The organism is Candidatus Thiodiazotropha endolucinida, from assembly GCF_001715975.1.
Classification (GTDB): Bacteria; Pseudomonadota; Gammaproteobacteria; order Chromatiales; family Chromatiaceae; genus Thiodiazotropha; species Thiodiazotropha endolucinida.
This window is the reverse complement of sequence record NZ_MARB01000001.1, coordinates 252,323-267,584: the sequence shown is the minus strand read 5'-3', so window position 1 is coordinate 267,584 and position 15,262 is coordinate 252,323. Positions and strand designations below refer to the sequence as shown.

Genomic DNA, 15,262 nt, shown 5'->3' with positions numbered 1-15,262 from the left:
CATATTCCTTGGCTCCCCATGCCGGAGCGAGGAAACATAAGCAGTATAGGATTATCACAATACGCAGCGGCAACACTATTTTTCCACCTCATGCTTACCAGGCAAAAACCGTGCATTGACTGGATTACCGTTATTATCCGCCCCCACTACGGTTACTGAATCACGCCTCGGCAGATCGAGTGTGAGAACGGGATTTTCAGAGACCGGTTCATGCAGGGACAGGCGGGAGAGTATCTCCCCGTTCGCATCGTGAAATTCCAAATGGTCGATGTAGAATGCCGGTATACCCGGCACTAATCCGGTATCCATGGGATGCATGACGCGCATTCGCAGGCGCGTGGAATCTTGATTTGACCAGAGTCTGCCGGCAACCTCTCCCATGCGGCTGGCCCAATCACTGTTTTCACTACCGATACTGGGCAGGGTGCAACCACCGCCAGCCGCATCGACGATCCGTCCACCTACATACCATCGACCGTCACCAGCAAGCGCCGCTGCCCGGACCGGCGTGGCCTGCTGCACTTTGATGCGAAATCCGATAATAGGCTTGGCCTGAAGCGGTTCCAATTCAAGCACCTTATGGATGGGATTGAGTTCCGCGAACACCACGATCTTCGAGACCTCACCCAATGCCGACGCATCCACCAGGACCGGTACATTCATCGAATCTTCCGCATCGACGGGCGCCAATACCTGAACCCTGTCATCAAAAACCACTGCGGCACCGCCCAATAGGGATCGGCGCATATCCTCCCACATCGGCGAATTCAACGGATCGGTTTGACCCTGTTGCGCGTAGCTTGGATTTACAAGGCAGCAGAGGAAGACACAGGAGAGAAATAAATGTTGGCCTATCGACTTCACATTATGGCCCCTTAGGATCCGACCGGTTCGATTATGATGCGACGCAACCAATGCTTATCGGACGGTTCGTACAAGGCATCCGGATCGATGGGACGAAGATCACCCTCTTCCGGGGGAGCCTGCAACACATTCAGATCGGTCTCTCTCAGCTCGCCGGCGAATCCATTCCGGTCGCGTTGAAATTTGAAGTAGAGTCCGTTCCAGGCATTGATGCCGTATTCCTGGGGAGTCTTATGCAGAAACAGCATGTCATACTCCAGATCGGTAAGGTCATCGTTGTCAATCTTGCGCTCGATTTCATATGGATAAGGCAGATGGCATATTAACTGGACCGGGTGTGGGAGACACTTGAATGGACGCATGGAGAGGAAGTGATTTTCAAACTGCGCCTCATCCCATTCGATGCGATAGTCTTGACCATTTGCGCTATCCACCAATATTAATGCTCCAAGCGGTATCAACTCCTTGTGCTGATTTTCAGCACTTATGCGGTAGTGCTCTTCGACGGCTTCCACCGTCCCTACTTCTGCGATCCCAGACAGTAGAATGATAATGAACCAGCTGTGCCAACCCCGACTGTTAATCGCGCTGACTGATGCGCCCATCAGGTTCAACCCTTACCAGCCTGGTTCGGCTTGGTAATTGATAGGTGGAGCGATACTGCGTAAATATCTTACTCAATGAACTACTCTGGCGTAGTTGAGACATTGCCTTTTCCACTGCGTCAGCCAAGGCACCGTTACCCTGTTTCACCGCGGCACCCAAATCCCATCCGGAAGTACTCAAGCCAGGCATCTGTATCGGTCCCACAGCATAATTGGCCGCCTGATCCCCCAGGGCGAACTCAATCTCACTGCGTGGACCGGCAACACCGGCAACCTCACCGTTTTTCAGGGCGTTAACCGCTTTACCTATATTAGAAAAGTGGACAACCTGATTGCGGATTTTGCCATTGTAAGCAGACAAGAGATAGAAATCTGTCAGGGTATCCAGCTCAACGCCCACCTTTTCGTGACTGAAATAGTCCAATGGATCGAGATTGGCCCCGACTCCTTTCTCAACCGCCACCACGACCTGTTCCCGGTAATAGGGCGCAACGAAGATGACACGATCATTCTCTTCGGCAAACGCAGCATCGTAGGGAACATGCAGCATCACATCGGCTACGCCTCCGCCTAGATAATGTCCCTTCCAAACGTTATTACGCAGGTCGTCTTCCATCGATTCATCAGCACCCACCGCCCTTATTGCTGCCGCCACACCCAATGATTTGGCAAGTGCATGGGCGATGTCCGCATCTATTCCGACAATCCTGCCCCGTTCATCACGATAGGAAAAAGGCGGGAAATCATTGTATACCGCAACCTCCAGGACGCCACGCTCTCTGATGCGATCCAATGCAGAGGGTTCATCCTCGGCTATTGCAGAACTCGCCAGCACAAGAGAGGCAACTGCAGCTGCAAAGATTAAAATGTCTTTGATCCTATACATATCACTCTCTCACTGTTACGTCTCGATGACTACTCGTCAACCGGCAGGGTCACCAGCCAGGCCCTGATCGACCAGAGCGCCTCCTGTGAAAGGATGCCCTCAAACTTTGGCATATAGGTAATTCCGTTACGTACGGCGCCGTTGCGGGCACGATACATAAACCACTCATCACCCTCATCTTCGGGTGGCAGTAAACGCAGATCAGGGGCGATACCACCGGATACGGCACCCAGGCCATGACATCGTGCGCAGTTTTGATTATAGGCGGACGCCCCAGTCTTTGCGGCATCCGCATTGTCTCTGTATGGATTAACCTCGAGCCATTCCTCACCCAACTGAGGCAGGTGTTTGGTATCAACGGCCTGAGGCGCCACATCGCCGTGCGCTAAAGCCTTACCCACAATGATAGCCGATAATATCAGACCGAGTCCGACTTTAATTGGTGTTGAGATTTGCATGTGGAGATACTCCAGGTAATCAAACAGAAAGCCTGAGAATGATCATCATGCCTGATAACCATTCGGCAGATTTCTCTTTCGCTATTTATCTGTCAGTGTCGGATTGTAAATTGGTTGGTCAGCACTGCTGAGCGCGGATCAGGATCGGATATCAAACTCGATATCCGATCCTTCCATCCCGCTAATCAGACATCAGACAACTTGAAGACCCAGAGTGATCCACCCTGGTTCAGGTACTTGACCTTCTTGGCCACATCGCCTCCCCACAATGGGACTGCGCCGCCCCAGCCGGAGGGTACGGCGATGTATTGCTCACCATCCTGCTCCCAGGTAACCGGACAACCAACCACACCGGAACCGGTCTGGAATTTCCACAACTCATCTCCGGTTTTGGCATCGAACGCCTTCAGATAACCTTCTGGCGTGCCGGTAAACACCAATCCGCCGGCCGTCGTCATCACGCCACCCCACAGAGGTGCGTTGTTTTTGTATTCCCATACGATTTTTCCAGTCTTTGGATTGACCGCACGCAATGCACCGATGTAGTCATCATTGAGGGGTTTGATGGTAAACCCGGCACCCAGGTAGGCTGCACCTTTTTTGTAGGTAATGGGTTCATTCCAGAGATCCATGCCCCACTCATTGGCCGGTACATAGAAGAGTTCGGTATCCGGACTGTAAGCCATTGGCATCCAGTTTTTCGCGCCAAGGAAAGAGGGTGCGACAAATACAACATCACCTTTTTTGCCATCTTTGCTCTTGGTGGGATCACCCGGACGCACACCGGTTTCGAGTGGACGGCCTGTCTTCAGGTCAACCCCTTTCGCCCAATCGATCCTGTTCACAAAAGGAAAAGCGTTTTTCAATTTGCCGTTGGTACGATCCAGGACATAGAAAAAGCCGTTCCGATCAGCATGACCCGCCAGCTTGTCGCTGCCACTATTAAACGAAACGAGCTCGTTGACACCATCATAATCCCAACCGTCATTGGGTGTGTATTGATAGTGCCACACGATCTTCCCGGTATCGGGATCGATAGCCAGGGTCGACGTCGAATAGAGATTGTCGCCAGGCCTCAGATGCGCATTCCACGGTGCGGGATTACCCGTACCGTAAAAGATCAGATCGGTTTCATGATCATAGGTACCACCCTGCCAGGTTGCGGCGCCACCGGTTTTCCACATATCGCCGGGCCAGGTGGCATTGGTCTTACCGGTGATACCGTTCTCCATCTTCTTGTCACCTTTCCAGATATGCCCCATATGACCTTCGACCGACGGACGGATCCAACGCAGTTTACCGGTTTTTGCATCACGTGCCTCTACACGTCCTATAACACCAAATTCACCTCCAGAGACACCCGTGATAACCATGTCCTTGACAATCAGAGGCGCTGCCGTGAAAGAGTAACCCGCCTTATAATCATCGATCTTCGCACGCCAGACGACCTTTCCGGTATCTTGGTGGAGAGCGATAATCCGCGCATCCAAGGTTCCGAAAATCACCAGATCGTCATACAGCGCCGCGCCTCGGTTGACCACGTCGCAACAAGGCAGGATGCCGTCAGGGAGACGATGATCATATTGCCACAGCTCTTGACCTGTCTTAGTGTCAATTGCATAAAGACGGGAATATGATGCCGTGACAAACATCTTTCCATCCTTGATAACCGGTTGCGCCTCCTGTCCACGCTGCTTCTCTCCACCAAATGAGAAACTCCATGCGGGTACCAGTTTCTTAACGTTGTCTGTATTGATTTTCTTAAGCGGGCTGTAACGCTGGCCTTGTTGGCCCATACCCCAGCTTAGAACATCTTGTGTACTGGCTGCATCACCATCTATTTCAGCCTGTGTCGTGCGTGCATTTGCCGTACCGGTAAAGGTAACCGCGGCACTGATGCCGGATATTGCAACCGCTTTGAGCAAAACCCTTTTTCGATGCAGGGAAATCATCATTTCTTCTCCTCCAAGTTCAATGGATTGCTCTGTTCCCGTAACAATTTGTAGGATACATCCCATTCCTCGTTACAGGTTTTCAGCAAGAACCAGGCCAAACATTGCGTTTAACGATTGGTTATTGATAAATGCTTATTTTTATTAAAAAAACTAAAGATACTTCGGTAGACAAAAGAAATAATCATCAATTATGAACACCCACCCTGAGTTGTCATGTTTTGAGACAGTGATTCAAGACTCAACACATTTGTTGTATTCGATGGGCGATCAATAAGAATAGATTAGGTTCAGAATAGCGCCTAGTTGTTACTGATGTCCGCTTGAGAAAGTGCATGATACGCCTCGCCAAGCCGGCATGGATCATCCATGAGCCTTTTTTTCCATTCTTTAAGCGGAGTATGCGCATGAATCAATCTGGGTAATTGCTGCAGGCACTCGGTATTCCCGATGCAAGATCCGCCGACAAGTTTATCCTCATTAAACTGAAGGTTAAGATATGTGTAGTTGCCGGACAGGGAATAGGTAACACTCTCCCCTCCCTCAACACCGTTCCAGGCACCGAAGGAACTGGATACCAACCCCAGCGTATCAAGCACATTCATGGTGATGCTTCCTGAATATCTGGCTTTAAATCCACACATATTCGCAGCCGCTATACGCCCATGTTCACTGGCGGTTAGTTGCACAGCCTGAACTCTTCGACCGCCGGTGGAAAAACCAAGACCTTGACAGGCATCGCCAGCAGCAAAGACATTCGGCATATTGGTATTGAGACGTTCATCCACTAATACACCATGATCAAATGCAATCTCAGATCCTTCGAGAAATTTTGTATTGATCTTCGTACCTGTTGTAAAAATCACCATGTCTGCATTGAGTGTATCACCATTGTCCAATAACACACTGAGATGCGAACCTGACCCCGCATAACCACTGGTTGCGCATCTTCTTTCAATCGCTTCGATGTCAACACATGTTTTCACCTCGATACCTTTCTTATCACACCACGATTGGATTAAACGACTTGCTTCATCGTTCATTAAATGAGGGAGGATACGGTTTCCCTTTTCAATCACATCAATGTGCGCGCCGGTACGTGCAAGCGCATCGATAATAACAAAGCCGATAAAACCTCCGCCAACCACAATCAATCGACTGTTGATGCCTAAATTACAAACAATCTTTCTTGCATCCTCGAGAGTCCAACAGTTCACAACACCAGGAAGCTCTCTACCGGGAATCGCCGGCTTTTCAGGCCGGCAGCCGGTGGCAATCAATAAACGGTCATACTCCAAGCGCGTGCCATCCGCCAGATTCACCGAATCGTTACGGCTATCCACCTTGACAACGCATCCCCTGCGTACATCAATGGACTGGGAGGCGAAATAGTCCTGCCCGCATCTGAGATAGGTATCCTTTTCAGCAATGATTCCTTGCAGAAACCGTGGTATCGCAAGGCGCGAGTAGGGTCTTTCAGATTCATTACTGACTAATGTGACAGTACTGGATTTATCGAACTTTCTGATTGATTCGGCTGCAACCACACCTGCCGGGCCTGCACCGATAATCACATGCTGCATAGTGTCTCTCTCCACTCCCTGTGTGTTGAACATTGAAGGATCCGCGCAGATCCCGGTTGCACAACAACTGCTCCGAACCCCTCCCGGACCTGGCATGAAGCCTTTGTTCCGGGTATTCCTGTTGCGTTTGAAATGTTCAAAATTCGAGGAACTCCCCACATACAATTACCCACCTGAACCTGCGTCAACAACCCGGAATCCAGCCACCTCGTTCACACAAACCCGGTCTCTTTCTGAATCCTCCGCAGTGTTTCGATCGAGAAATGCATATCTGAAATAAGCGCTCGCAAAAAACGCGCCATCATGTTGGTACAGAAATTGATGTTATTTAATAGCGTTATCGGCTGATACCCATGCTGTTGCATTTGTACAGCACCTGAACGGTTGCTAAAGGCCTTGATGTCTCAGGCGGTCAAATCGCAGCCCGCAGGCGACAGGCAATAATGTAGACGAACATTATCTACTTGAAATCCAGGGTATTTAATCGATCCTACAAGCTGGCGGATTTGAGCTGCAAACCGATCTTTTTACTTGTAAATCACGCTTATGGCTTATAGGAGCGGTAAAACAGGCCTGACTGCCTGGCTCATTTTAAAACAGTCCACTGTATCGTTTCTGAACAGTTCGCATATAAAAATGGCTGAATAGAGACTACAGTTTGTTGTTGTAAATAATAATTAAAGCAGACTCACTGCAACTTTGACCGGATGGAGTGGAAATGACCCATAATCAGAAGTTTCGGCAACATGCCGAACGAATCTCTTCTGTGGCTTCATTGAATGATGGAGTTGAGTTTCTCGGTATTGAACGTGAGATTATCAGATCCTGGCAGCGTTGCCTGAGCGATGATCACCTGGACCCGTTCAAGCCGCGCAGTCCCAATGTTCTTGAACCTCAATCCCTGCATGAACTCAGATCCCGCTTCGAAGCCTTCATCAGATTGTCCGAACCCGAACTGGCCAACCTGGCGTCGGCCCTGTCCGGTAGCGGCTATGCGGTTATCTTGACCGATAACAAGGGTCTCATACTCCACCATCAAGTCGAGGACAATCTGGCTGACGAGTTCAGAAAGGCCGGCCTGTGGCAGGGTGCGGATTGGGGAGAAGAACATGTCGGCACCAATGGAATAGGTACTTGTATATCGGAAATGCGGCCTGTCACTGTACATAGGGATGAACATTTTCTCAGACAGAATATCGACCTCTCATGCTCGGCTTCACCGATACTCGATCCTCACGGCAATCTGCTTACTGTGCTGGATGCCTCTTGTTGTGGAACTGAAGACTCCCGTGCCTCTCAGATTCATACGCGCGCATTGGTGGTCAGTTATGCTCGATTGATCGAAGGCCGTTATTTTCTCCGTGAATTCCGTAACCAGCGGGTGTTGCGCTTCCACAGTCGTGTCGAATGTGTTGCTCTGCCCAATGAAGCGATGCTGGCCCTGAGCGAGGATAACCGCATACTCGCAGCCAACATCGTTGCGCTGCAGCTGCTGGGTATTCAGGACCGAAACATGCTGGTTGGCATGAGCCTCTCCGATCTTGTGGGTAATGATCTCGACAGTCTGCTCTTCGCTTCCAAGTCTAATGAGGGTACTGTACTACCGTTCCGCCATCAGGAGAGCGGTGCGCGCTTTTTCGGCTTTATTTACAAGTACAAGGAACCTGCACCGCTACGCGGTCTTACGATCAAGCCCGCCACCCAGAGCCCGGATGAGTGTCGCGGTGAGCTCTGCAACCTGAACAAGCTTGCAGGCGAGGACCCTCAGATGCTTGAAGCAGCCAAACGCGCTCTACGGGTAGTTGATAAGCGCATCCCTATTCTATTGCAGGGAGAAACCGGAACCGGTAAGGATCTTTTCTCTCAAGCAATGCATAAGGCAAGCAAACGCAAGGATAAACCCTTCGTTGCCTTAAACTGTGCCTCGATCCCGGAATCGCTCATCGAAAGTGAACTGTTCGGTTACAAGCATGGCGCCTTTACCGGCGCGCGCAAGGAAGGACGCCGCGGAAAGCTGATAGAGTCAAGCGGTGGAACTCTTTTCCTGGATGAAATTGGCGATATGCCGCTCAATATGCAATCAAGACTGTTACGGGTGCTCGAAACTGAGGAAGTGGTCCCTCTTGGTGCGGAACAACTCATCAAGGTTGATCTCAATATCGTAGCTGCGACTCATCGCGATCTTATACAACTGATCAATGAGGGCGCTTTTCGCGAGGACCTCTACTATCGGCTCAACGGCATTACACTCTACTTACCACCCCTCAGAGAGCGCCAGGACCTGCGTAATATCATTCTCAAGGTCCTTGAAGCGGAAAACGACACCGGCAAAAAGCTGCAAATCACACCGGAAGCCATTTCGCATCTATTGAAATACCCCTGGCCAGGCAATCTGCGTCAACTGCGCAATGTTATAAGAACAGCTGTCGCCTTATGTGATGGAGATGTCATCGATGTTTCCCATATCAATCTGCCAACCCTGGTTGGGCGCAACCAGAATCATGCCCATACCTGTTCCACGGACAGCAGCGCATCCAAGCCGAAAAACGAAGACCTGCCTCCTGTTGAAGCGGTTTCGGACAATCCCCTCAGGTCTGCTGAGCATACGGTTATTCTGAATGCGTTGAAAACCTACAACTGGAATATAACACGCACTGCAGAAGCACTTGACATGAGCAGAAACACACTCTATCGCAAGATACAAAAGCACAACATCAAGCAAGACAATTAGGATCTGATCACATGTTGCCTGCATGCCGTTTCATCGAACTGGCACTCGTGCAGCAGCAATTAATTGTCAGCGCTGCATTCTTATTGACCAGGCATCATATTAGGCAGTGTCCCCGACTGTTAACACCCAACCAATCGACCCTCTTAAATATATAAGCCACATCGGACATCAAGGAAATTATGCGCATATTTACCGTGATTAGCGTTCTTTTGCGGCTTGTGCTTGATCGATTTGATCTACAGCAACACCGGACAGGATCCCTGGTTGACGTTTCAGCAGGGCTTTAGCCAGATTATCCGAGTCGCGTTCAACAGTGGGATCGATACGTGACGGCTGCAACGCTTCCTGATGGATAATACTGGCCGGCCCCTTTGACAGGAAAAGTATTTGGTCAGCCAGTTCCAGCGCCTCATTGAGATTGTGCGTCACGAGTATCACCGCACTGGAGTGGTCACGCCAGAGATCGAGCACCATCTCCCGTAACGATGCCGCAGTGGGTGCGTCCAGTGACGAAAAGGGTTCATCCAACAGCAATATATCCGGCTTTATGGCCATCGCTCTCGCAAGCGCCACGCGCCTCTGCATGCCACCTGAGAGTTGGCCCGGAAATGCATCTGCCCTTTCGTCGAGCTCGACCAAATGCAACAGGTGATCAACCCATGAACTATCCTTTTTAGCGTCATTCATGACCAGTTCGACGTTTTCTCTTACCGTCAGCCAGGGCATCAAACGGGGATCCTGAAAAACGTAACTGACACACCCGGGACCGCCATCCACCCACTCCAGGCTACCATCAAAGTTACCGTCCAAACCGCTGAGTATATTCAACAGGGTACTCTTTCCGGCGCCTGAAGGACCCACCAGGCTGATAAAAGCATCGGTTACAATCTCGAACTCGAGATTCTTAATCACCGACATATCACCAAATGATTTGTGGTTTATCCTCACTCGGCAACCGTTCACGATCGCCACCGACTTAAATAGTTCTCCAAGGGACGCATCAGCAGCGACTCGATACTATAGATCACAAATACAAATGCCAGCGTATAGGCAAGGATGCTTGTGATGTCGAAAAACTGAAAAAATGTGCTCAGCTGAAAACCAACGCCATCACTGCGTCCAAGCAGCTCGACCACCAGTACAATCTTCCAGATCAAGGAAAGGCCGGAACGGGCGGCTGTAATAAGGTAGGGATAGAGTTGCGGCATATAGATATGAAAAAGTGATCGAAGAAGAGGCACTCGAAACACCTCACCTACCTGAAGCAGTTGATGGTCAATCGCCCGTACGCCTTCGCGCACGGTCACCGCCACCAAAGGCATTTTATTGATTGCAACCGCAGCCACTGCCGCAGCTTCGACCAGCCCGAACCAGACATAGCAGAGAATGATGATAACCAGCGCCGGTATGTTTAACCCCATGATCAAGACACCATCCAGAATCGTATCGACCAGGGGAAAACGCCCCATCAGAAACCCCACCACGATCCCTACCAACATGGCCAGGGTAAAGGCCAGCACAACGCGTCGCAGTGTGACAATAATACTGATCAGCAGATCACCTTCGGTCAGGTGATACCAGAGTGACTGCATGACCTCCCATGGACCTGGCAGCTGATCACTCTCAAGCAAATGCGCGGCGATCTGCCAGATAAGAAGGAAAACAGAGAGAAAAAGCCACCTTCCCCAGTTACTGCCTTGCAACATTGTTTTTGATCAACTCCTCGCTGTCCAGAACCTGCCAGAAGGTTCCGTCCTGTATCTGCATCGCTTCACCGACCAGTTTTTTCCCCCCTTCCCTGGCCAACGTTTCAAATACTCGGGATGCAACGTTCATTCCATTTTTCTTCAAACCATGGGGTATGCCTTTTCTGTAACCCTCTTTTAGATTGTTGAGTGTGGTTGTATCCTTTGCCTTGGTCAATGGCGCGACAATCTTCCACTCCTCATCACTTTCGCCCAATATCCGTTTCGCGGCATATGAGGCATTTAACAACCCCTCAATCAAATGCTGATGGTTATCCGCCCACTGGGACGAGAAGACCCAACCCAGCATGGGAACGGGTTCCATGATATCCAAACCATCAAGCATCGCTCTGACATCGACCAGCGGTAACATACCTGCAGCCTCAAGGCGCGCACCGTAATGCCAGAAATTCAATACGGCGGACAGATCACCTTTGAGCATCAGTTGATTAAGTAGCGGTGGGGCGGCAAAAGCGGGTTCGACAGAAGTGGATATATCCAATCCCCGCTTACGACTATAGGCTTGCAACAACAACCAGCTTTTATCGACCGGACCTCCGGCAACACCCAGTTTACGGTCCTTTAAATCCGATATCTGCCGAATACCGGAATCGGGGCGAACATACAATCCACCGACTGTAAGTGAGTATGGGAAGAAGGTATAGTCTTTTCCCGCCGCTCTCTGTCTATTGACCCATATCCAATCACTGACAATCACATCGACTGCACCTCCCTGCAAGGCAACGCTGTTTGCATTCTTGGAACTCAATGGGATGACTTTGATAGCCAAGCCGTTTTTATTATCGAGTTGATGGCGGATTATTACATCCATTTCCCAATTAACTGTGCCGAACTGAAGCACGCCAACCCGCAACTGCTCCACAGCCATTACGGGGAAACATACAATGAGGAAAAGCATGTAAGTTATGATTCTAAACATGTGCTTCTCTTAGGGGATAAAGGTTAGCGGGGAGCATATTCATAGCAAGTGAAAATTATGCGGTTCGCCAAAAGAATAACAGACTGGGGTGGACAGACAAACTTCTAGCAATATATATCAATTTACCAAAATAGTGACAGACTATATGCTGCATGTTTTCGATTGTCTTGGGGACCAATCCAGTGTTCAACGTTTCTGCTGTGTGTTTATACCGAAATCCTATTCAGCATAATTTGATCTGGGATACAATTGCTTCGACAAAATGAAATGTAAAATAGCTTCCCTTACCATGAAAAACGTGTATCTACTCTGGGGTAGCGATTTGACAATGCGGCGGCACAAAATACCCACCATGTGGCATGCAACACTCTACTATTGGGTCCTACACTAGGGCCTGTTAACACTAATCCAATCGGCCCTGCTGGGACTATTTTTTTGTCCAGCAAGGCAGAATGAGCGAGGTGTAGTTATGCTACATGAGCGAATGATAACGCCGCTGGGCGGAAAAATAGCCCCAGCCCTACGGGTTGCGCCTGAAAAAGCGCCACTCGGCGTTGCTCGTCGTTCATTTGGAATCACCAAACCTCTCTCCTCGCGCCCCGAAGGAAGTGCCCTTGGGGTGCGCCTTGATCGGCGCTTTTTCAGGCGCAACAGGGCCAATTGGATTAGTGTTAACAGGCCCTAGTATTTCACAATTGGGCGATACGACTCAGTGACATCAAGAGAACATCTTGTTGAGTACATCAATATCAATGCATATTGCAACAATCAAGAAAGATTACTGTCTATACAAACCCATCACAGTTCTTTCAGCTGTCCCACATTAGCACAGCTGATCATCGATTATTGTCTTAAAAGAGGGACACTGCGTCACATATAATTTCTGACGCATTGTTCCACTGCCCTCCTATCTTACTGTTATTCCTATCAATAATCATAGTGGCATAGTGATTGCAAATTTGCCCGAATAGAGTGCTGTGTAATTGTTTCGATGCAAATAACGATTCTAGTCGTAACGACGATGGCGGCCTTCACTGGCCGTCAAATTAAACAAAAGAGAGGAGCCCAACCCGATATGAACACATCCAAACTCGTAATGACAATGCTAGGAGGAGCTTGTCTGGCTGGCGCAAGCACTGCCCAGGCAGTCAACTGGCAGGCCGGTGACTGGACATTAGGACTGGGAGGCAACATCAACGCCTTTTATACAGTGACATCATGCGATACCGGCGACCTTAATTCGGGAGGTACGACACTGGCGGGACTCGCATGCGGCTCAACGGATGACGACGCACACTCTGTATCAAATGGGTTGCTGCCTGCCTCACTCAATTTCAGCGCCACAACCAACCAAAACGGTTATGACCTGGCCGCCCATGTCAATGTCTATTACGGTATTGCATCTCAAGGCGGCGGTTCGAGTGATGCTTTGGCCTTTTCCACAGTCGACGCCCGTCAAGTCTATCTGACATTTGGCAATGACAGTATGGGCACAGTGCTGATGGGACGTAATTTCGGTCTGTTCGGCCTGGACGCAATTCTGAATGATATCAGCCTCGTCGGCAGCGGCCCGACCTTTACCGCCGACAATCCCGGACATACCACCCTGGGCGGTCTCGGCTATGGCTATGTCTATGTTGATCGTCTCGCGCAAATCAACTGGACAACGCCGGCGATGGGTGGTTTCTCCGCCACCATCGGTATCTTCAATCCTATGAATGGTAATGCAAACGGCAGCACCTCGCAGGGACAAGACTCACCCGGCATACATGGTAAGGCCAGCTATAAGTGGGATGGTGATATCAACGGCCTGGTCTCCGCGACCTTCATTACACAGGATGTCGATCTGGCGGGTGGCTCTGAAAGTACTATGAGAGGCTGGGATCTGTTCGGTAAACTTGGTTTCGGTGATGTGGGACTCACAGCCTATGTCTACGATGGCGAAGGCATGTCCACCCTGGCCCTTGGCGGATTGGTGCTACCCGGTTTCGATGCCGCAACAGGCGATGCTGAAGAAACCAGTGGCTACTATCTGCAAGGTACCTACAAGATTGGCAACACCAAACTCGGTTTAAACTGGAGCGAAAGCGAGCAGGAAAAAATCACTGAGGTTGAGAATACCCGGATCACTTTGGGTGTCTACCATAATCTGACACCGGCGTTAACGTTGATGGCGGAGTATTCCGACATGGAGAGTGAAACTTCAGTCGGCTCTGATGATACAAATGCCCTGAACGTGGGAGCGATTCTATTCTTCTGATTGTTATCTTCGCCCATATTAGAACAATAACTTTTCTCTGAGTTGATGGGAATTGACAGGCCGGGTGACTTATCCCGGCCTTTTCTTTATCATTATTCGATATATAGGGGTGAGACATATGATCAAACGCGGAATGTCAGGGTTAAAGATCTCTCTTGCAACCTTCGCACTGGTCTTTTTCGGGCAATTAGAAGCCGCTCTCTTTTTCAGTTCCAGTCTGACAGAAATCTATTCGGTTGCTACTGAAGATGAGGCCCGCAACGCACACCCGGTTCATGGAGTGGATCAGCTCTCACTGGCAAAACTGTTTGCCTCCATCCGGATCGAATCGGCTGCGGAAGATGCGACCATCTATCTGATGAGTGAACTGAATGCAGAGCGACTGGCTGAGCAGGTCTTATTGTCGCTGAAACGCCTGCGTACCGATCAGGACATGCATCTGGTCATCTATCGCACGGTGGGCGGGTCGATATCCAGTAAACGGTACTCGACAGGCATCCGTGTTTTTGTCGATGCTTCAGGCCTGAATCTGATATTCGGCCAATTGGACACATTCCAGGATGACTTTCGAGGACCTGACAGAAAAATCGCACCTGCCGGCTCACGCAACACAGTTCGCCTTAAAGGGGGCTCAATTGTTTCCGCTGATTGGTTCAGGTTTAAGGATGATCGAACGGATTGGATGATCTACCCTCTGCCGAAGCAACCCAAATTGAGGCTTCGTATGTGATGATCCGATCACGATCAGGATAGAATATCCTCCAGCTCCAGTTTGGTATAACCCGCCTTGTCACCAAAAGCGTCTCTCAGGTCCTGGTCTGCCAATGCTCTTGCCGTCTCCTTGTCCCGACCGTCCTCCATATAGTACTCGTATCTATTACGCAGAAAACCGTGTTGCTTCCATGCCTCTTTCTGTACGACGCCGATTCGGGTCGACTGTTGGGCTCGCAGTAATCTGGCTGCGCCACCCCCTCCCTTCGGTTTCTTCTCTTTTTTGCCTTTTTTCCCGCTTTTGCTCTCTGCCTTTTTCAAACGTTTTTGCAAACGGCCAATGACATCATCGCGCTCTTCGAGCTCAGCTTTGAGCTTCTGAATCTTTTGCGTTAACGTCTGGATTGCAGAATCATCCGAGACAACATCGGCAGGTTTCAGTTTTCCCTTGCCTTGCTTGAGTTTTTTCTTCAGTTTCTTATCTTTTTTTTCGCCATAAAACACCCCACACTCAGAATGATTTCAAA

At 49.9% G+C, this 15,262-nt stretch carries 13 protein-coding genes; 3 read left to right on the top strand and 10 right to left on the bottom strand.

Annotation, left to right across the window (positions count from 1 at the left end):
• Positions 1-75: 75 nt before the first annotated feature.
• The 6 genes from CODIS_RS01170 to CODIS_RS01145 form a co-directional block, all read right to left on the bottom strand.
• A complete protein-coding gene (locus CODIS_RS01170; RefSeq protein WP_235615096.1) occupies positions 76-864 on the bottom strand; it encodes a quinoprotein dehydrogenase-associated SoxYZ-like carrier in 789 nt (262 codons plus the stop codon).
• A gap of 11 nt (positions 865-875) precedes the next feature.
• Positions 876-1,469: a hypothetical protein gene (locus CODIS_RS01165; RefSeq protein ID WP_069120741.1), complete on the bottom strand. Its 594-nt coding sequence runs from the start codon at positions 1,467-1,469 to the stop codon at positions 876-878.
• Complete coding sequence (locus CODIS_RS01160; protein ID WP_069120738.1) at positions 1,444-2,355, bottom strand: substrate-binding periplasmic protein; 912 nt, start codon at positions 2,353-2,355, stop codon at positions 1,444-1,446. Before CODIS_RS01160 ends, CODIS_RS01165 begins: the two co-directional genes overlap by 26 nt.
• A gap of 29 nt (positions 2,356-2,384) precedes the next feature.
• Entirely contained in the window at positions 2,385-2,813 is a 429-nt protein-coding gene (pedF, locus tag CODIS_RS01155) for a cytochrome c-550 PedF (RefSeq protein WP_083220476.1), read from the bottom strand.
• A 185-nt stretch (positions 2,814-2,998) separates the two neighbouring features.
• Complete coding sequence (locus CODIS_RS01150; protein ID WP_305782070.1) at positions 2,999-4,768, bottom strand: methanol/ethanol family PQQ-dependent dehydrogenase; 1,770 nt, start codon at positions 4,766-4,768, stop codon at positions 2,999-3,001.
• A 299-nt stretch (positions 4,769-5,067) separates the two neighbouring features.
• The gene (locus CODIS_RS01145) at positions 5,068-6,348 is read right to left on the bottom strand and encodes an NAD(P)/FAD-dependent oxidoreductase (RefSeq protein WP_069120734.1); all 1,281 of its coding nucleotides are present in this window, start codon (positions 6,346-6,348) and stop codon (positions 5,068-5,070) included.
• Between the two features lie 718 nt (positions 6,349-7,066).
• Here CODIS_RS01145 and CODIS_RS01140 point away from each other — a divergent pair.
• Positions 7,067-9,079, top strand: coding sequence for a sigma-54-dependent Fis family transcriptional regulator (locus tag CODIS_RS01140; RefSeq protein ID WP_069120731.1), 2,013 nt, complete (start codon positions 7,067-7,069; stop codon positions 9,077-9,079).
• Between the two features lie 198 nt (positions 9,080-9,277).
• Here the strand turns inward: CODIS_RS01140 and CODIS_RS01135 are convergent, their stop codons facing one another.
• From CODIS_RS01135 to CODIS_RS01125, 3 genes are read right to left on the bottom strand one after another with little or no spacing between them, the layout of a single operon-like run.
• Positions 9,278-9,991 carry an ABC transporter ATP-binding protein gene (locus CODIS_RS01135; RefSeq protein WP_162420074.1) on the bottom strand — a complete coding sequence of 238 codons (714 nt, stop codon included), beginning with the start codon at positions 9,989-9,991 and terminating at the stop codon, positions 9,278-9,280.
• Positions 9,992-10,038: 47 nt separating this feature from the next.
• Positions 10,039-10,785, bottom strand: a complete 747-nt coding sequence (locus CODIS_RS01130) for an ABC transporter permease (RefSeq protein WP_069120728.1) — start codon at positions 10,783-10,785, stop codon at positions 10,039-10,041.
• Positions 10,769-11,764 carry an ABC transporter substrate-binding protein gene (locus CODIS_RS01125; RefSeq protein WP_069120726.1) on the bottom strand — a complete coding sequence of 332 codons (996 nt, stop codon included), beginning with the start codon at positions 11,762-11,764 and terminating at the stop codon, positions 10,769-10,771. Before CODIS_RS01125 ends, CODIS_RS01130 begins: the two co-directional genes overlap by 17 nt.
• 1,075 nt (positions 11,765-12,839) lie before the next feature.
• On the opposite strand from CODIS_RS01125, the gene CODIS_RS01120 reads away from it, so the two are divergent.
• On the top strand, positions 12,840-14,024 hold the full coding sequence (locus CODIS_RS01120; protein ID WP_162420072.1) for a porin: 1,185 nt from the start codon (positions 12,840-12,842) through the stop codon (positions 14,022-14,024).
• Between the two features lie 118 nt (positions 14,025-14,142).
• Positions 14,143-14,754 carry a hypothetical protein gene (locus CODIS_RS01115; protein ID WP_069120713.1) on the top strand — a complete coding sequence of 204 codons (612 nt, stop codon included), beginning with the start codon at positions 14,143-14,145 and terminating at the stop codon, positions 14,752-14,754.
• Positions 14,755-14,768: 14 nt separating this feature from the next.
• Here the strand turns inward: CODIS_RS01115 and CODIS_RS01110 are convergent, their stop codons facing one another.
• Positions 14,769-15,239, bottom strand: coding sequence for a hypothetical protein (locus tag CODIS_RS01110; protein ID WP_069120709.1), 471 nt, complete (start codon positions 15,237-15,239; stop codon positions 14,769-14,771).
• Positions 15,240-15,262: the final 23 nt, after the last annotated feature.

Excerpts from the sequence above, each read along its gene's own strand:
- CODIS_RS01165 (WP_069120741.1), bottom strand. The coding sequence starts at position 1,469 with ATGGGCGCATCAGTCAGCGCGATTAACAGTCGGGGTTGGCACAGCTGG.
- CODIS_RS01160 (WP_069120738.1), bottom strand. The coding sequence starts at position 2,355 with ATGTATAGGATCAAAGACATTTTAATCTTTGCAGCTGCAGTTGCCTCT.
- pedF (WP_083220476.1), bottom strand. The coding sequence starts at position 2,813 with ATGCAAATCTCAACACCAATTAAAGTCGGACTCGGTCTGATATTATCG.
- CODIS_RS01150 (WP_305782070.1), bottom strand. The coding sequence starts at position 4,768 with ATGATGATTTCCCTGCATCGAAAAAGGGTTTTGCTCAAAGCGGTTGCA.
- CODIS_RS01145 (WP_069120734.1), bottom strand. The coding sequence starts at position 6,348 with ATGCAGCATGTGATTATCGGTGCAGGCCCGGCAGGTGTGGTTGCAGCC.
- CODIS_RS01140 (WP_069120731.1), top strand. The coding sequence starts at position 7,067 with ATGACCCATAATCAGAAGTTTCGGCAACATGCCGAACGAATCTCTTCT.
- CODIS_RS01130 (WP_069120728.1), bottom strand. The coding sequence starts at position 10,785 with ATGTTGCAAGGCAGTAACTGGGGAAGGTGGCTTTTTCTCTCTGTTTTC.
- CODIS_RS01125 (WP_069120726.1), bottom strand. The coding sequence starts at position 11,764 with ATGTTTAGAATCATAACTTACATGCTTTTCCTCATTGTATGTTTCCCC.
- CODIS_RS01120 (WP_162420072.1), top strand. The coding sequence starts at position 12,840 with ATGAACACATCCAAACTCGTAATGACAATGCTAGGAGGAGCTTGTCTG.
- CODIS_RS01115 (WP_069120713.1), top strand. The coding sequence starts at position 14,143 with ATGATCAAACGCGGAATGTCAGGGTTAAAGATCTCTCTTGCAACCTTC.